We start from the raw sequence: 18,082 nt of genomic DNA on the forward strand, positions 1-18,082 counted from the left end.
ATGGGTCATTTATACCGACAAAAGAAAAGCCTCTGGGTCAAAATAGACACAGAGGCTGAAAGTCATCATCTTTAAAATAAGAATCCGAATTCCGATGTCCTCGGTAGGATCATTAAGTGACAAGTCACTCCTACTGTCTACGGTACAAATGGATGATTCACAACAGCATCCATCATATCACAGATAGACAGAGCCGTCAACAGATTTATATAAAAAAACTAATTATTTTACTACTACGCTTGAAGCATCAACTTTAACAGCTGGGCCCATTGTAGTTGTAACGTTTACAGATTTCATGTAAGTACCTTTAGCAGCAGCAGGTTTTGCTTTTTGTACTACATCAAATACAGTTAAGAAGTTTTCTACTAATTTTTCTGCAGGGAAAGAAACTTTACCGATAGGAGCGTGGATGATACCAGCTTTGTCAGCACGGTATTCTACTTTACCAGCTTTAATTTCTTCGATTGCTTTAGTTACATCGAAAGTAACTGTACCAGTTTTAGGGTTTGGCATTAAACCTTTAGGTCCTAATACACGACCAAGTTTACCAACTTCACCCATCATGTCAGGAGTTGCAACGATTACATCGAAATCGAACCAACCTTGTTGGATTTTTTGGATGTATTCTGCATCGCCTACATAGTCAGCACCAGCTGCTTCAGCTTCTTTAAGTTTTTCACCTTTAGCGAATACTAATACACGTTGAGTTTTACCAGTACCGTTTGGTAACACTACTGCACCACGGATTTGTTGGTCGTTTTTACGAGTATCGATTCCTAGACGGAAAGCAACTTCTACAGTAGCGTCGAAGTTCACTGAGCTAGTTTTTTGAGCAAGTTCGATTGCTTCTTGTGCGCCGTATACTGCGTTACGGTCGATTAATTTTGCTGCATCTTGCAGTTTTTTACCTTTTTTAGCCATTATATAATTCCTCCTTGATTGTGGTTATAGCGGATTTTACCTCCCACGAATAAAGGTTGCGCGTTCACAAAGAAACTCCGCAACCTTCCAAAAAACAAATACATCATCAAGTAATGGGATTAGTCTTCGATAACAATACCCATGCTTCGTGCAGTACCTTCAACCATTAACATTGCAGCTTCAACTGAAGCAGCGTTAAGGTCTGGCATTTTAGTTTCAGCGATTTCGCGAACTTTATCACGTTTAACCGTTGCAACTTTTTTACGGTTTGGTTCACCTGATCCAGATTGGATACCAGCTGCTACTTTAAGTAGAACTGCTGCAGGTGGAGTTTTCGTAATGAAAGTGAATGAACGGTCCTCGAATACTGAAATTTCAACTGGAATAATAAGACCAGCTTGATCAGCAGTACGCGCGTTGAATTCTTTACAGAATCCCATGATGTTCACACCCGCTTGACCTAATGCAGGACCAACCGGTGGAGCTGGATTTGCTTTACCAGCAGGGATTTGAAGTTTAACAACTTTAATAACTTTTTTAGCCACGAGACACACCTCCTTAAGTCCGTGATGTGGTAATTGGGTTGCCCCTCCCACTCAATATCTGTCTGTCAGCTAAGTGCCGATAACATTAAAATTATCATTACAGACGTCAAACCAAAGTATGACAGTCTGACCTTTGAAATGATACCACTTTTATTTTTTTAAAGCAAGTAGTAAATAACAAATTCTGTGACATACTCATCAGACATATGGCACTTTAGTTGCTAAAACTACATTTTTTGTATTTGCTCAAAATCAAGTTCCATAATTGTTTCACGACCAAACATGTCTACAGAAACCTTCACTTTTCCTTTTTCAGTATCAATTTCTTCAACACGTCCTTGGAAGTGTGCGAAAGGCCCTTCTAATACTTCTACCGCTTCTCCAACAGAAATATCAATCTCGACAACTTTGTCAGTCATGCCCATTTGTTGTAGTAGACGGTCCGCTTCTTCAGGTAATAATGGTGTTGGCTTCGCACCACCGCCAGATGAACCGATAAAGCCAGTTACGCCTGGCGTATTACGGACAACATACCATGAATCATCTGTCATAATAAGCTCTACTAAAACATAACCAGGGAAAACTTTACGCATCATTGTACGCTTTTTCCCATCCTTCAATTCTGTTTCTTCGTGTTCAGGCACAATAACACGGAAAATCTTATCTTGCATACCCATCGTTTCTACACGTTTCTCTAGGTTTGCTTTTACACGGTTTTCATACCCTGAATACGTATGAACAACATACCAATTTTTCTCCATAACTACTAGGACTCCTCGTCCGTCCCTCCCTTACTAAATCAATTACGCCTTGGCGTAATTGTGTCTGGATTTTGTATTAATTAGTTCCTCTCAAAATCCGTGACATATGCCAGCGGCTTTATCTTCATTCAGTCGGTGTTTGGACACCTATCAAAAAAGAAATGCATTTGCATTCAACCTACCACTTTTAGAAGCAGGAATCTTCTACTGAATGATGATAAAAGTGAAATGAATCGGATATGCTAAGTGCATTCTTTACTCTTTTCACAAACTGCTATTAGAAAAACATAGCTTTCGCTAATAGCTAGCGAAAGCCTGATGATATATACCAAATCTAGCATAGTCATCTATCGCTACCCTCATACTATCCCGAGTAGCATACTTATCATATTAAGAATATTTTACTGCTGATCACTTCAACCAACAAACGAAACAAACGAAAAAACCCGTTTATTGTAATGACGGGCTATTTCAGAAGTATTAACATGCAATTTACTAAATTATAACTCTAAGTACCAGCGGAATAATGATGAAATACCTAAGTCTACTAACACAAAAAATAAAGCCATAATTACAACAGTTGAAATTACAACGACTGTATATTTCGTCAGTTCTTTACTTTTTGGCCAGCTTGTTTTGCGCATTTCCGACATTACATTGCTGAAAAAGCCTTTAATCTTGCCCATTCTAGCCTAACCTCCGAATCAATCATATCTGTCTATTTACAAATTATTTTATAGCGTTTGTTTATGCACTGTATGTTCATTGCAATGCGAGCAAAATTTCTTTAATTCGAGGCGTACAGTTGAATCTTCCTTAGCTGGAAACGTATAATTTCTCGATCCGCATTTTTCGCAATTTAGAACGACTTTTTTTGCCATATAATCACCTTTTCGGCACTTTGTCTTTTCAAGACTAACACCTATATTTGTCAATGTCAACAAAGGCATACAACTGCTAAGACATTTCTTCGAGTACTAAATGTCGCTCTAATTTACGCTTTACTCGTTGTAAAGCATTGTCAATAGACTTGACATGACGATTTAGTTTCGCAGAAATTTCATGATAAGACTGACCATCTAAGTAAAGAGCTAACACTTGTAGTTCTAGTTCACTTAAAATCTCACCCATCTTCTCTTCTAAGTAGCCAAACTCTTCTCTATGAATCATTAACTCTTCCGGATCATCCATAATAGCACCCGTTAATACATCCATTAAAGTACGATCTGACTCTTCGTCAAAAATAGGCTTGTCCAGAGAAACATATGAGTTAAGTGGAATATGCTTTTGTCTCGTAGCTGTTTTAATAGCCGTAATAATCTGCCTTGTAATACACAGCTCAGCAAAAGCTCGAAAAGAAGCAAGCTTATCTCCCTTAAAATCACGAATGGCTTTATATAAACCAATCATGCCCTCTTGCACAATGTCTTCCTTATCTGCACCAATTAAAAAATAAGATCTAGCCTTTGCTCTTACTAACAAACGGTATTTCGTAATTAAATAATCCAACGCATCTGTATTACCTTGATGCACCATTTCAATAAGTTCTTCATCATTGAATCGTTCAAAATCTTGTGTCACTTGTACAATACTATTTTTAAACATGGTATCACCTCAGCCACAACAGATAATTAGGAACAGTATAACGGAATTGGAAAATATGAGTCAATCAATCATTTCAAACCACGCCGCCATTTTTCAAAGGCCAAAGCAACATCCGGCTTAAGCTCCATGCGGGATGGCGGTTTGCTATCATGTTTTTGTTTCACCTCATGAGAAATTTTATGTTGGATAATACCCATATCAATTTCTAGCTCTCTTGCCGATTTTCGCAGAGCACCGTTACCAAAAATAACGTTTTGCTCTGCCATATCGGAGGTTGCTACGTGAATCTGTACATTTCTAGCCTTTAGTTCGTGTGTCATTTTTTCAATACGTTCATCTGCTGTTTCATTTTTCCGTGTATAAATGATTTCGACATCGTTTTCTAAATAAGTTTGCTCCACACCCTGTACAAGATGTGCGTCAAAAACTATAATTACGCGCCACCCCATAGCTGCCTTATACTCAGCCATAAGCTCAATCAATCTCTTACGGGCATCTTCAAAATTTGTATCACGTAATGGTCGTAGCTCTTTCCAAGCTCCTATCATATTATAGCCGTCAACAAGCAAAATAGTTTTCATTGTTAATCATTCGCTTCTTGACGTTTACGATACACTTCGTACATTAAAAGTGCAGCAGCTACCGATGCATTTAGTGATGTGACATGTCCAATCATCGGTAAATGATATAAAAAGTCACATTTCTCTTTTAATAAGCGGCCCATTCCTTTGCCTTCACTACCAATAATAATCGCAAGCGGCAATGTAGCATCCATTTTACGATAGTCTGCAGAACCCTTGGCATCTGTACCTGCAATCCATACCCCTCGTTCTTTTAGCTCATCTACCGTTTGCGCTAAATTATTAACGCGCACGACAGGTACATGCTCAATTGCTCCAGTTGATGCCTTTGCCACTACGGCTGTCAAACTCACAGAACGACGTTTCGGAATAATTATACCATGCGCACCTATCGCATCAGCAGTTCGCATAATAGAGCCTAGATTATGCGGATCCTCTAGCTCATCTAAAATTAAGAAAAAAGGGTCTTCTTGTTTTTTTGCCGCAGCTGCAAATAAATCCTCTAGCTCTGCATATTGATATGCCGCAACAGAGGCAACAATCCCTTGATGATTGGCATCTGATAATTGATCAACCTTTTTCTTCGGGACAAATTGAACAATGACACCACGTTCACGTGCCAAATCTAGAAGTTCGTTAACCCCCGATTTTTTTACACCTTCTGCAATCCATACTTTATTCATATCGCGGCCTGAACGAAGTGCTTCTAACACTGGGTTTTTACCGGCAATCATTTCTCCATTTTGCTCTGCCATTAATTTGACACTCCTTTCGATTCCTCGATGATTTGAATAGCGTATGCAATGATTGCATAAACTCGTTCTAATTCATTTAATAAAAACAAACTACCAAGCACAGCCTCAAAACCTGAGCTATTACGGTATGTTTGAACATCTGTATTTTTCGGCACAGAGCCGGATTTGGCATTGCGTCCACGACGGAACACAGCCAACTCCTCCTCTGTTAAAAAGCCTTCATCCATCATTCGATGTACAATCATAGATTGTGCTTTCGCTGATACGTAATGTGTCGCTTCCCTATGAAGTGTGTTAGGTTTGACGCGACCGGCACGTAGCAGATGCTCTCGTACCTTTTGTTCTAAAACTGCGTCCCCCATATAGGCTAACGCTAATGCATTCAATTGCTTAACATCTTCGTTGCGGAGTTTACCCAAGTTACTTACCCTCGTTTCCATCTAGTTCCTTGTCGCGTATCTTCTAAAATGATACCTTGTGCTTGCAAATGGTCACGAATTTCATCTGAACGGGCAAAATCACGATTTTTACGAGCTTCTATACGCTCCTGTAAAAGAGCTTCAATTTCTTCGTCTAATAACTCTTCTTCTTTTGCAAATTCAATACCTAAGACGTCACCTAACACCTCAAAAGTTTCAGTAAAACGCAATAATACTTTTTCATCAGTATTCGTTTCATTTAAATAAATATTTGCGATTCGCGCTAATTCAAATAATACAGAAATAGCATTGGCTGTATTAAAATCATCATCCATCGCTTCTTCAAAATGAGCTTTTTGTTCAGCAATTTTTTCAAGCCATTCTTCTGAGCAATCACCTAAGCTTGCTGTTGCTGTTAAACGGTGTTTGACATTGTTGTAGGCAGTAAGAATTCGTTCTAAACCATTTGCGGCTGCATCTACTAAATCCTTCGCAAAGTTAATCGGATGACGATAATGCACCGAAAGCATAAAGAATCGTAAAATTTGCGGGTTAATTTGTTTACGAATATCATTTACGAGTATAAAATTGCCAAGAGATTTGGACATCTTTTCATTATCAATATTAATATACCCATTGTGCATCCAATAACGCGCAAATGTTTTATCATTATGAGCTTCAGATTGCGCAATTTCATTTTCATGATGCGGGAATGTTAAATCTTGCCCACCAGCATGAATATCCATAGTATCTCCTAAATGCTCACGTGCCATTACTGAGCATTCAATATGCCAACCTGGACGTCCTTTGCCCCACGGACTTTCCCAGAAAATTTCGCCCGGCTTCGCAGCTTTCCATAGAGCGAAATCTAACGCATCATCTTTTTTCTCACCCGCTTCTATACGAGCACCGATTTTTAAATCATCCACCGCTTGGTGAGATAATTTACCATAACCATTAAATTTACGAGTGCGGTAATAAACATCACCAGCTGACTCATAAGCATATCCTTTATTGATTAAAACTTGAATGAATTGAATGATATCGTCCATATGCTCTGTTACGCGTGGATGTACATCCGCTTTCTTGCAGCCTAACGCTGTAATATCTTCAAAGTATGCAGCAATAAAGCGTTCCGTTAATTCATGAACCTCTTCTCCAAGTTCATTAGCAGCCTTAATAATTTTGTCGTCCACATCTGTGAAATTTGAAACAAATTTCACATCGTAGCCTTTGTATTGGAAATAACGACGCACTGTATCATAGACAATAACAGGACGTGAATTCCCAATGTGAATGTAGTTATATACTGTCGGACCGCAAACGTACATTTTTACTTTGCCTTCCTCCAGCGGTACGAAAGTTTCCTTTTGTCGTGTTAATGAGTTGAAAATTTGAATACTCATTGTATTTCTCTCTCCTTTTGTAAGCGTTCGATTTCCTGATTCATTGCTGCAATCTGCTTCTCGAAAGCTTGACAACGTTCTTCTACAGGGTCAGGAATATTTTGATGGTCTAGTTTTTTCTCTAGACGGACTCCATCCTTAATTACTATTTTACCAGGAATACCAACAACCGTAGCATTTGGTGGCACTTCTTTTAAGACAACTGAGCCTGCACCAATTTTACTATTTTCACCAATTGTAATAGAACCTAACACCTTTGCACCTGTTGCAACTAGTACATTATCCTCTAATGTAGGATGGCGTTTCCCTTTTTCTTTTCCTGTACCACCTAAAGTTACACCTTGATACAACGTTACATTATCACCAATCTCACATGTTTCACCAATGACAACACCCATCCCATGGTCAATAAAGAAACGTCGACCGATTTTCGCTCCAGGGTGAATTTCAATTCCAGTAAAGAAACGACTAATTTGTGAAATGGTACGGGCTATAAAATAAAAACGCTTTTTAAAGAACCAATGGGCCACTCGATGTGCCCAAGTAGCATGCAGGCCCGAGTATGTTAATATCACTTCGAATACACTCCGCGCTGCTGGGTCATTCTCAAAAATTGTTTCTACATCTTCCTTCATTCTTTTAAACACAAAAGCTCCCCCTTTTCATTTTGATCTGCCTTGATCCACCCTTTGAAATACTATAGCTGACTTTGATTTCACCCTAGTGTTAGCCGAGTGAGTTTTGGCGCATCCCCCACTTCAAGTCTATGTCGTCTAGAAAATAAAAAAACGCCCCTATCATCCCCAAAAAAGGAATGACAGAGACGCTAAAATTTGCGCGGTTCCACTCTGATTGAAGGCGAATGCCTTCCACTCTGGACGTTCTGTAACGGGAACGAATCGATAAAGCCTACTTTTTGTTCAGCTTCATGCTCAAAGGTGCATTTCAGTTTTGCCCAGGCTCAGACCACTTTCAGCCGGTGATGGTCCTCTCTTTAGAGCATGCGTCACTTACTTCTCCTTATCAACGCTTTTTCAATGTAAATACATTTTACAACGAACCAATAAATTGTCAATCAATTTCTACTTATTGCGCAAATTTTTCTACACGATCAATTGTTTTCTGTTTGCCAATTAAGCAAATTGCGTTCGGAAGTTCTGGACCATGCGTTTCCCCCGTCGTTACGACGCGGATTGGCATAAATAGATTTTTACCTTTGTGTCCAGTTTCTTTTTGAACAGCTTTAATAGCCGCTTTTACAGTATCAGGCGTAAATCCCTCTAAACTTTCAAGTTGTGCTTTAAATGCAGTCATTACCTCAGGCACCTGTTCACCTGCTAAAACTGCTTTTGCTTCTTCATCATATTCAATATGATCGTTAAAGAATAGGCGAGATAGTTCTACAATTTCAGCACCAAAGCTCATTTGATCATGATAAAGTGCGATTAAATCTGAAGCCCATGCACGTTCTTCTTCTGTTAATTCTTCTGGTAATAAACCAGCTTTTTGTAAGTGCGGTAAAGATAAAGCCACTACTTCTTCTAAAGATAACTTTTTAATGTATTGGTTATTCATCCAAGTAAGCTTTTGTTTATCGAACATAGATGGTGATTTTGAAAGACGCTTTTCATCAAAGATTTTAATAAATTCTTCTTTTGAGAAAATCTCTTCTTCCCCTTCAGGAGACCAGCCAAGTAATGCGAAGAAGTTAAACATTGCTTCAGGTAGGTAACCTAAATCTTTATATTGTGTTACGAATTGAATAATTGATTCATCACGTTTTGATAATTTTTTACGGTTTTCATTAATGATTAATGTCATATGACCATAGCTTGGATATTCCCAGCCGAATGCATCAAAAATCATCATTTGTTTTGGTGTATTCGATAAATGCTCTTCACCACGGAATACATGTGAAATTTCCATAAAGTGATCATCTAGCACTACCGCATAGTTATACGTTGGGATACCGTTTGCTTTAACTAGTACCCAGTCACCAATATCTTTTGACTCAAATGCTACTTGTCCACGTACTAAATCTTCAAATTCATATGTTACATTTTCAGGTACGCGCATACGAATTGTATATTGTTCACCCGCAGCTTCTTTAGCTGCAACTTCCTCTGCTGATAAATGACGGCAAGTACCATCATAAGTCGGAGCTGCTACACCTCGTGCTTTTTGTTCTTCACGAGACGCTTCTAATTTCTCTGAAGAACAGAAGCATTTGTAAGCTAAACCTTGCTCTAGTAGCTTTTCAGCGTGCTCTTTATAAATATCCAGACGCTCCATTTGACGATAAGGTGCATACGGTCCACCAATATCGATTGACTCATCATATTCCATACCTAACCATTTTAAGTTATCTAGCTGAGATGCTTCTCCGCCCTCTACATTACGCTCAACATCTGTATCCTCAATACGTACGATGAATTTACCGTTATGATGTTTTGCATATAAATAGTTAAATAACGCTGTACGCGCTCCACCGATATGTAAGAAACCAGTAGGGGATGGCGCGTAACGAACACGAACTTCTTTCGCCATAATTAAAAGCCTCCTAAATTTTCGTTCAAAAAATTGACTTTGTTCATTTTACCACTCTGTTACAGGAAATAAAAGCACTGTGAACCTGCTTTTATTTCTTCATCAATAGGATTGTCGCCATCGCCGCAATCCCTTCCTCGCGACCTGTAAAACCTAAACGCTCAGTTGTTGTTGCTTTAACATTCACTTGAGAAGGTTCTGCATGAAGCAATTCAGCTATACGATTTTGCATTTGTTCAATATACGGCGCCATTTTCGGACGCTGTGCCATAATCGTACAATCCACATTACCTAAAACATAGCCTTTATCCTCAACAATCTTCCAAATATGCTCTAATAATTTCGCTGAATCAGCATCTTTGAACGCAGGATCTGTGTCTGGGAAATGACGACCGATATCGCCCTCACCAATAGCCCCTAACGCTGCATCTGTTACAGTGTGTAATAAAACATCCGCATCCGAATGCCCTACTAACCCTTTTTCATGAGGAATTGTTATACCACCAATAATTAATGGACGCCCTTCTTCAAATGCATGCACGTCAAATCCTTGTCCCACTCGAAACATATGATTTTGAAACCGTCTAATAAGATAAATAAAAAATCCACCAATCGAAGCTCATTTACTTCAAGAAATATGCAGACTTAAAAAACTTCTATTCAGCTTATAAGGCAGTCTCATTCACCTTCCTTCACTTTTATATTTACTCTATATTATACCCTCACATTTTAACATATTTCCTAGGAAATTGAGTTAACAGTAAACCTTACTCTAGACTAAAGTTCAATTAAAAAATAAAATCTCATCAGCATCTACTGCTAATGAGATTTTTTGTATGCTATCATAATGTTTTCAAAGCACGTTTACGCAAGATCGCTTCACCAAAAACTAAATCCTCTTGTGTCGTCATCTTTACATTTTCGTAGCTACTTTCTACAATATGCACCTCATGGCCAAGACGTTCAACAAGCATTGCTTCATCGGTACCAAGGAAGCCCACCTTCTCAGCGACATCCTCTGCCTCTACAATCAAATCAAATTGAAATGCTTGAGGAGTTTGAATCATCCATAAGCTTTCTCGATCAATCGTCTCTTCAATAACACCATCACGTACTTTTTTCATTGTATCCTTCGCACGAACACCCGCAATCGCAGCGCCAAAGTCATGCGCACTTCGCACAAGATTCGCTATAATGGCGTGAGTAATAAATGGACGCGCAGCATCATGCACAAGCACAATATCAACCTGCTTCATTTCTTTCATGCAAGAATGGACGGAATGCTGTCGCTCTGCACCACCATCAGGTAAACCTTTAACTTTAGTAATTCCATACCTCTCTAGCATGTCCTGAATAAACACACGCTCCTCAGGCTTTACCGCAAGCCAAATACCTGTACACTGACTATCCTGTTCAAATACCTCCAGCGTGTGTACGAGGATCGGTTTTTCTAAAAGATTTAAAAATAACTTATTTTGCCCTGCGCCCATTCGCTTTCCACTTCCCGCAGCAGGCAATACTACTTCATATTGCACATTTCCCACTTCCTAGTCATCCTTTGGTTTAGCAAAAATCATTCGACCTGCTGATGTTTGGAGAACACTTGTTACGGTTACTGTAATTGCCTGTCCTATATAGCTACGTCCACCTTCAACAACGATCATTGTGCCATCATCTAAATAAGCAACTCCTTGATTATGCTCTTTCCCATCTTTAATGACCATCACTTGCATATCCTCACCTGGAATTACGACAGGTTTGACTGCGTTTGCTAAATCATTGATGTTTAGCACTTTAACGTGATGTAGCTCGCAAACTTTGTTAAGGTTAAAGTCGTTCGTCACAATTTGTGTATCGTAGCCCCTTTTCTTTGCAAGGCGCACAAGCTTTAAGTCAACCTCTTGAACATCCTCAAAATCCTCTTCAGTAATCTCAACCTTCGTCATACGTTCATCTTGTAATTTTTTTAATATATCTAAGCCGCGACGACCTCTTGTACGCTTTAACGTATCCGAAGAATCAGCAATATGCTGGAGCTCCGTAAGGACAAACTGTGGTACAACTAGTGTACCTTCTATAAAGCCTGTTTCCGAAATATCTGCAATACGACCATCAATAATAACACTAGTATCTAACAGTTTATAGCTCCCTCGTACTTCTTGAGGCTCTACACCTTCCGCTAGTTTTTTCTTTGTAGTGTTACCACGCAAAGTAAATAGCTGGATTAATTCCTCTCGCTTTTTAAAGCCCACACGGAACCCTAAATATCCAAGCATAAATGACAGTATAATTGGTAAAACCTTTGTAAAACTTGGTAAATCAATACTATCGATTGCAAAACCTAAGAAATAAGCAACGATTAGTCCGATAATAAGTCCAAGTGTACCAAATAATAAGTCACCCACCGGTACTTTAAATAGCACCTCCTCCATCCAGCTAATAAGCCTTACAAAATAATCCGAAAAGGCAAAGGATAATGTAAATAGTAATAGCGCTCCTAAAGCTACTGATACGTAAGGGTTATCAAGCCAAGGATTAGATGATAAATGAAGCAATTCGTATAATGGCGGTAAGAAAACAAGGCCTAATGCTCCTCCAATCAGTAAAAAAGCAATTTGAACAAATTTTTTCACAAACTGTCACCTCCCATTTTTAATATATAATTATACATAGTTTACTGCAGAAAATCTTTTATGACCCTATCAAAGCATCGGTAATTTCATCCATTTCCCGATCATCCTGAGTCTACTGAAAATCAATGACTAAAAATTTTTCACACTAAAATCAAAAATGCTCCTTGGCATCCGCTCTACATTAAGCAAGCATTTTCACAGACATTACCATAGACGCCAATACCCCTCTTTGAGTTTCCTACCTTCTATCTATGAATAAAAAAATCCAACACTCTGATGTTCAATTGCTGAAGGAAGTTAAAAGTGCATGTCAGAACATTGTCCAACATGCACAAACTACTTTATAGCTCTCTAAAACAAGCATTCAATGCATCCTTTATCGTTTCTACACCCACAATCTCAATACCTTGAGGAAAATCCCAACCGCCGATATTCGAAGCTGGTATGAAGGCGCGTTTAAACCCGAGCTTTGCTGCCTCAATCACACGTTGTTCAATACGAGATACACGACGCACCTCGCCAGTCAAACCTACTTCTCCAATAAAGCAATCCGTTGCCCTAACAGCTTGATCCTTAAAACTCGAAACAATACTTGTCAACACAGCCAAATCAATGGCAGGCTCATCAAGCTTCACGCCTCCAGCAACTTTAATATATGCATCCTGCGCCTGCAGCATGAGGCCCATTCTCTTTTCAAGGACGGCCATAAGTAGTTGCACACGATTTTGATCGACACCTGTTGCCATTCGTTTCGGATAATTAAAGCTTGTTGGTGTTACAAGCGACTGAATTTCAACTAGAATTGGCCGTGTACCTTCCATTGAGGCTACGATTGTTGACCCAGCCGCCCCCTGCGAACGCTCCTGTAAGAACAACTCAGACGGGTTTAACACTTCCTTTAAGCCACCCTGAAGCATTTCAAAGATAGCAATTTCATTCGTAGAACCAAAGCGGTTTTTTTGGCTGCGTAAAATACGGTGATTATGGTGTCGCTCTCCTTCAAAATACAATACCGTATCAACCATATGCTCCAAAATACGTGGTCCCGCAATTTGTCCCTCTTTTGTTACATGTCCGACTAAAAATATGGCAATTCCTTTTGTTTTTGCTATTCGCATAAGTTCTGCAGTACATTCACGCACTTGTGATACACTACCAGGTGCACTCGTTACCTCTGGATGAAAAACAGTTTGAATAGAATCAACAATAACAAACTTTGGCTTTACATCATCAATAGTCTGATTTAAAAACTCTAAATTTGTTTCAGAATATATATAAAGCTCCTGTGAGATTACCCCTAAACGTTCTGCACGCAGCTTTGTTTGACGGATGGATTCCTCACCAGAAATATAGAGCACACGATGCCCCTTATTTGAAAGCAACGCAGATACTTGTAATAATAACGTCGACTTCCCAATCCCAGGATCTCCCCCAATCAACACAAGAGAACCTGGTACGATGCCTCCTCCTAATACTCGGTTAAGCTCACCCATTTCTGTTGCAACGCGTGATTCCTCAGCAGCCTCAATTTGCATAATAGGGAGTGCCTTTTGTGTAACCGTAGCAGAGTGTTGGAATGCACCGCGTGGCCCTTTCGCAACGACCTCTACCTCTTCAACCATCTTATTCCATTCCCCACAACCTGGGCATCTTCCCATCCATTTTGCAGATTCATAACCACAGCCTGAGCATACAAATTTTGTTTTTTTCTTTGCCAAATTGCATCCACCTCGAATATTTGTTCTTATATTTATTATTGTACATAAAAAAAGACAGCTTGGCACTTAAAGCCTCGCTGTCTTTTTAAATCGCGATTATTTAGAAGTAGAAACTTCCTCTTTTTTCTTCACAACAAACTCATCATTCACATAATCAATGATCACTTGGTTCCCCTTCTCTACATTGCCTTTCAGTAGTTCTTCCGATAAACGGTCTTCTACTTGTTTTTGTAATGAACGACGTAGTGGGCGAGCACCATATTGAGGATCGTAGCCTTCTTCTGCAATTTTTTCAAGCGCCGAATCCGTTAACTCTAAAGAAATGTCTTGCTCTTTTAGACGTTTTGTTAAAGAATTCGCCATCATCGCTACGATTTCTTTTAAATGTTCTTTTTCTAGTGAGTGGAAGACAATCATTTCGTCTATACGGTTTAAGAATTCTGGGCGGAATGCTTTTTTCAATTCCTCCAGCATCGTACCCTTCATATCTTTATACTTCGTATCCGTACCACCGACATTGAAGCCAAGGTTTTTCTGATATTTTAAAGCATCCGCACCAACGTTTGATGTCATAATAACAACTGTGTTGCGGAAATCCACCACTCGACCTTTAGAGTCTGTTAAACGGCCATCTTCAAGTACTTGAAGTAAAATATTGAAAACATCTGGATGAGCCTTCTCAATTTCATCTAGTAATACTACAGAATATGGTTTGCGACGAACCTTTTCTGTTAGTTGACCGCCATCATCAAAGCCTACATAGCCTGGAGGTGAACCAACTAAACGCGAAGTCGAATGTTTTTCCATGTACTCAGACATATCAACGCGAATCATTGCGTCCTCATCACCAAACATAACTTCAGCTAATGCTCTAGCCAGCTCTGTTTTACCAACCCCTGTAGGGCCTAAGAAAATAAATGAACCAATTGGTCGTTTCGGATCTTTCAAGCCAGCTCTTGCACGACGAATTGCGCGAGAAATTGCCTCTACCGCTTCTCCTTGACCTACAACACGTTTGTGTAACTCTTCTTCAAGTTGTAATAACTTAGAAGATTCCTCGGAAGCAATTTTAGATACTGGAATTCCAGTCCACATAGATACTACCGATGCTACATCATCCACTGTAACTTTTGATTCGGCTTTACCTTGCTCTTCCTTCCAATTTTTTCTCGTAGTTTCAATTTCATCTTTTAGCTTTTGCTCTGTATCTCTTAATGATGCTGCCTTTTCAAATTCTTGACCAGAGACAGCTGCATTCTTTTCAGAGCGTACATTTTCCAGCTTATCTTCAAGCGCTTTTAAGTTTGGTGGCACCGCGAATGAACGCAAGCGTACTTTAGAGCCCGCTTCATCAATCAAATCAATCGCCTTATCTGGTAAGAAACGATCAGAAATATATCGGTCACTCATTTTTGCTGCCGCTTCAATAGCTTCATCTGTGATTTTCACACGGTGATGTGCTTCATAACGATCACGTAAGCCTTGAATAATTTGAATCGCCTCTTCTACAGTTGGCTCATCAACTTGAATTGGTTGGAAACGGCGCTCTAATGCCGCATCTTTCTCAATATATTTGCGATACTCATCTAATGTTGTTGCACCAATACATTGAAGCTCACCACGTGCTAAAGATGGTTTTAAAATATTTGATGCATCGATGGCACCTTCTGCACCGCCAGCACCGATTAATGTGTGCAATTCATCGATAAATAAAATGACATTACCAGCTTGGCGAATTTCATCCATTACTTTTTTCAAGCGATCTTCAAATTCACCGCGATACTTTGTTCCAGCAACAACCGTCCCCATATCAAGTGTCATAACACGTTTATCACGAAGAATTTCTGGCACTTCATTATTAATAATTTGTTGTGCTAAACCTTCAGCGATAGCTGTTTTACCGACACCAGGTTCACCGATCAATACAGGGTTATTTTTTGTACGGCGAGACAGTACCTCAATAACACGTGTAATCTCCTTGCTTCGACCAATAACAGGATCTAGAGTACCTTCACGAGCAATTTGTGTTAAATCACGCGCAAGGCTATCTAATGTAGGTGTATTGGCAGCCTGTGCAGCTTGTTGACCAGATTGAGCATTGTCATTATTGCCTAATAACAATAGCACTTGCTGACGAGCCTTATTCAATCCGACACCAGCATTATTTAATACACGAGCCGCTATCCCTTCACCTTCACGAATAAGCGCCAATAGTAAATGCTCTGTTCCAATATAGGAATGACCTAATTTACGTGATTCATCGACTGATAGCTCGATTACTTTTTTAGCTCGAGGTGTGTAGTGGACAATTGGGCCAACATCCTCTTTACCCTTCCCTACAAGCTCTTCAATACCCGCTTCAATCATTTGAGGGCTAATATCAATGGCTTCTAATGCTTTTGCAGCAATACCGCCACCTTCGCGGATAAGCCCTAATAAAATATGCTCTGTTCCAATTGATTCGTGCTTCCAACGAATCGCCTCTTCTTGTGCAAGCTGTAATACTTTTTGCGCGCGTTGTGTAAAACGATTAAACATCAAATGAATCCTCTCCTTTTCCTCGAATAATAGGCTTACTCATATTTTCTTGAGATAGTGCCTCACGAAGCATTTCAGCTCGTACGCGATCTCGCTCAGCAGGCGGCAAAACGTCCCCTGCATAATTCTGTAAAAAACCAGGTTGCATACTGACTACACATTCGTTTAATTTGGTCGCTTTAATACCTTCAATTAACTGTAAATCTACTCCTAAACGAACATTGGATAGACAGGTAGCAGCTTCCTCACTCGTTAAAACTCGAGCATATGTTAACGTACCTAAAGCACGGTACACACGGTCTTCTAGGGCAAGCTCTGCTTTTTCCATTAACTTGCCTCTTGCATGTCGTTCTTTTTGAATTATTTTTTCAGCGACACTTTGGATGTCCGCTAAAATGTCATCCTCTGTTTTTCCTAGTGTAATCTGATTTGACACTTGGTAAACATTACCTATATTTTCACTACCCTCCCCATATATTCCTCTTACCGTCATTCCTAACCGTGTCATTGCATTAATGATTTGATTCATCTGACCCGTAAGTGTAAGGGCTGGCAAATGCATCATGACAGATGCTCGTAAACCAGTACCAATATTTGTTGGGCAACTTGTTAAATAACCAAATGTATCTCGGAATGCATAAGGCAGAGCTTTCTCTAAGGTACGATCAATTTTATCGGCCTGCTCGTATGCCTTTTGAAGTTGAAAACTCGCTGTCATACATTGAATGCGTAAATGGTCTTCTTCGTTCACCATAATGCTAATTGATTCGTCATCCGATAAGAGCATGGAACCAACTTGCTCTTTTTTTGCAAGCTGAGGACTAATTAAATGTTTTTCTACAAGTATTTGACGTTGTAAAGGCGTTAAATCCTTAATAGCAAAATATGAAAAATTCCCTTGAAGTTCTGTACTGTCCTTTATCGCATGTGTAACTGCCTGTTCTACATGTAATGCTTCATCCTCTGTAAAGGCTAATGGAAAACGATAACCATCTAAATTTCGAGCAAGGCGAATGCGTGTACTAATGACAATATCTGAATAATCGTCCTCCACACTCATCCATGTTGGTGTAGCACGCTCTAAAAACGATTCAATCATCACGACACATCACCACCTTCAAATTGTATCTGTTTCTCAAGCTCCTTCACTTCATCACGAAGCTTCGCTGCCTCTTCAAAATGTTCTTTATCTACAGCAATCTTCATACGTTTACGAATATCCTCAATTTGCTTTTTGATGACATAAACATTGCTTCGAGCGCCGGGCATTTTCCCTATATGTTGAGGTCCAGCCTGTATACGATTAAAGAGCTTCGGTAAGTGCTCACTAAAGGTGTCATAGCAACTAGGACATCCAAATTTACCTTCTTTTAAAAACCGTTTATACGTAAATCCACATTGTGGACATGTTTGCTGTTGTGGTGGTGCTTGCTGCTTTTCACCCACTTTTTGTTGCTGCCATGTAGGTGAGCCAAACCAATTGGATAATAGCTGTTGAATAGATACTGGCTCTTGCTTAAATTCAGCATGAAATGGATGGAACTGCGAGGCGCAGACGTCACAATAATGGTGCTCCACCTTTTGACCACTTTGAACTTGTGTTACAGTAACCGTCGCATTACGCTGCTTACAATGTTCGCAAATCATTTCCAT

19 protein-coding genes and 2 other annotated features are annotated in these 18,082 nt (G+C 39.5%); all 19 genes read right to left on the bottom strand.

The annotated features are described in order from the left end of the window. Positions 1 to 13 precede the first annotated feature (13 nt). Positions 14 to 161 (bottom strand) — a sequence feature (ribosomal protein L10 leader region). Positions 162 to 222: 61 nt separating this feature from the next. Continuing rightward, positions 223 to 921: a 50S ribosomal protein L1 gene (gene rplA / locus AC3WSO_RS23670; protein WP_492534078.1), complete on the bottom strand. Its 699-nt coding sequence runs from the start codon at positions 919 to 921 to the stop codon at positions 223 to 225. A gap of 119 nt (positions 922 to 1,040) precedes the next feature. Next, on the bottom strand, positions 1,041 to 1,466 hold the full coding sequence (gene rplK, locus AC3WSO_RS23675; RefSeq protein ID WP_004233593.1) for a 50S ribosomal protein L11: 426 nt from the start codon (positions 1,464 to 1,466) through the stop codon (positions 1,041 to 1,043). A gap of 227 nt (positions 1,467 to 1,693) precedes the next feature. Further along, complete coding sequence (gene nusG, locus AC3WSO_RS23680; protein ID WP_079562382.1) at positions 1,694 to 2,227, bottom strand: transcription termination/antitermination protein NusG; 534 nt, start codon at positions 2,225 to 2,227, stop codon at positions 1,694 to 1,696. A gap of 500 nt (positions 2,228 to 2,727) precedes the next feature. Further along, positions 2,728 to 2,913 (bottom strand): preprotein translocase subunit SecE, encoded by a 186-nt coding sequence (gene secE, locus AC3WSO_RS23685; RefSeq protein WP_053596042.1) that lies wholly within the window; start codon positions 2,911 to 2,913, stop codon positions 2,728 to 2,730. 48 nt (positions 2,914 to 2,961) lie between these two features. Beyond that, positions 2,962 to 3,177: a 50S ribosomal protein L33 gene (gene rpmG / locus AC3WSO_RS23690; RefSeq protein WP_370044011.1), complete on the bottom strand. Its 216-nt coding sequence runs from the start codon at positions 3,175 to 3,177 to the stop codon at positions 2,962 to 2,964. A 7-nt stretch (positions 3,178 to 3,184) separates the two neighbouring features. Continuing rightward, positions 3,185 to 3,832, bottom strand: a complete 648-nt coding sequence (sigH, locus tag AC3WSO_RS23695) for an RNA polymerase sporulation sigma factor SigH (protein ID WP_079562384.1) — start codon at positions 3,830 to 3,832, stop codon at positions 3,185 to 3,187. A 68-nt stretch (positions 3,833 to 3,900) separates the two neighbouring features. Continuing rightward, positions 3,901 to 4,413: an NYN domain-containing protein gene (locus AC3WSO_RS23700; RefSeq protein WP_492534080.1), complete on the bottom strand. Its 513-nt coding sequence runs from the start codon at positions 4,411 to 4,413 to the stop codon at positions 3,901 to 3,903. A 2-nt stretch (positions 4,414 to 4,415) separates the two neighbouring features. Further along, positions 4,416 to 5,168, bottom strand: coding sequence for a 23S rRNA (guanosine(2251)-2'-O)-methyltransferase RlmB (rlmB, locus tag AC3WSO_RS23705; protein ID WP_349660254.1), 753 nt, complete (start codon positions 5,166 to 5,168; stop codon positions 4,416 to 4,418). Continuing rightward, positions 5,168 to 5,587 (bottom strand): Mini-ribonuclease 3, encoded by a 420-nt coding sequence (locus AC3WSO_RS23710; RefSeq protein ID WP_276569493.1) that lies wholly within the window; start codon positions 5,585 to 5,587, stop codon positions 5,168 to 5,170. Before AC3WSO_RS23710 ends, rlmB begins: the two co-directional genes overlap by 1 nt. Positions 5,588 to 5,592: 5 nt before the next feature. Further along, the gene (cysS, locus tag AC3WSO_RS23715) at positions 5,593 to 6,993 is read right to left on the bottom strand and encodes a cysteine--tRNA ligase (protein WP_492534083.1); all 1,401 of its coding nucleotides are present in this window, start codon (positions 6,991 to 6,993) and stop codon (positions 5,593 to 5,595) included. Then, the gene (gene epsC / locus AC3WSO_RS23720) at positions 6,990 to 7,640 is read right to left on the bottom strand and encodes a serine O-acetyltransferase EpsC (RefSeq protein WP_079562388.1); all 651 of its coding nucleotides are present in this window, start codon (positions 7,638 to 7,640) and stop codon (positions 6,990 to 6,992) included. The genes cysS and epsC overlap by 4 nt, the downstream gene beginning before the upstream one ends. Positions 7,641 to 7,809: 169 nt before the next feature. Continuing rightward, positions 7,810 to 8,029, bottom strand: a binding site (T-box leader). Positions 8,030 to 8,079: 50 nt separating this feature from the next. Then, positions 8,080 to 9,540 carry a glutamate--tRNA ligase gene (gltX, locus tag AC3WSO_RS23725; protein WP_492534085.1) on the bottom strand — a complete coding sequence of 487 codons (1,461 nt, stop codon included), beginning with the start codon at positions 9,538 to 9,540 and terminating at the stop codon, positions 8,080 to 8,082. A 91-nt stretch (positions 9,541 to 9,631) separates the two neighbouring features. Beyond that, the gene (ispF, locus tag AC3WSO_RS23730) at positions 9,632 to 10,108 is read right to left on the bottom strand and encodes a 2-C-methyl-D-erythritol 2,4-cyclodiphosphate synthase (RefSeq protein ID WP_053482833.1); all 477 of its coding nucleotides are present in this window, start codon (positions 10,106 to 10,108) and stop codon (positions 9,632 to 9,634) included. Positions 10,109 to 10,382: 274 nt separating this feature from the next. After that, complete coding sequence (gene ispD, locus AC3WSO_RS23735) at positions 10,383 to 11,075, bottom strand: 2-C-methyl-D-erythritol 4-phosphate cytidylyltransferase (RefSeq protein WP_492534475.1); 693 nt, start codon at positions 11,073 to 11,075, stop codon at positions 10,383 to 10,385. 12 nt (positions 11,076 to 11,087) lie between these two features. Then, positions 11,088 to 12,173, bottom strand: a complete 1,086-nt coding sequence (locus AC3WSO_RS23740; RefSeq protein ID WP_492534086.1) for a PIN/TRAM domain-containing protein — start codon at positions 12,171 to 12,173, stop codon at positions 11,088 to 11,090. A 341-nt stretch (positions 12,174 to 12,514) separates the two neighbouring features. Then, positions 12,515 to 13,891 (bottom strand): DNA repair protein RadA, encoded by a 1,377-nt coding sequence (gene radA / locus AC3WSO_RS23745; protein WP_492534087.1) that lies wholly within the window; start codon positions 13,889 to 13,891, stop codon positions 12,515 to 12,517. Positions 13,892 to 13,987: 96 nt separating this feature from the next. Continuing rightward, positions 13,988 to 16,432 carry an ATP-dependent Clp protease ATP-binding subunit gene (locus tag AC3WSO_RS23750; RefSeq protein WP_492534089.1) on the bottom strand — a complete coding sequence of 815 codons (2,445 nt, stop codon included), beginning with the start codon at positions 16,430 to 16,432 and terminating at the stop codon, positions 13,988 to 13,990. Next, positions 16,422 to 17,531 carry a protein-arginine kinase McsB gene (gene mcsB / locus AC3WSO_RS23755; RefSeq protein WP_492534091.1) on the bottom strand — a complete coding sequence of 370 codons (1,110 nt, stop codon included), beginning with the start codon at positions 17,529 to 17,531 and terminating at the stop codon, positions 16,422 to 16,424. Before mcsB ends, AC3WSO_RS23750 begins: the two co-directional genes overlap by 11 nt. Then, positions 17,528 to 18,076 carry a UvrB/UvrC motif-containing protein gene (locus tag AC3WSO_RS23760; protein WP_492534092.1) on the bottom strand — a complete coding sequence of 183 codons (549 nt, stop codon included), beginning with the start codon at positions 18,074 to 18,076 and terminating at the stop codon, positions 17,528 to 17,530. The genes mcsB and AC3WSO_RS23760 overlap by 4 nt, the downstream gene beginning before the upstream one ends. Between the last annotated feature and the right edge of the window lie 6 nt (positions 18,077 to 18,082).

It is taken from the genome of Lysinibacillus sp. EB106-09-02-XG168, assembly GCF_058791475.1.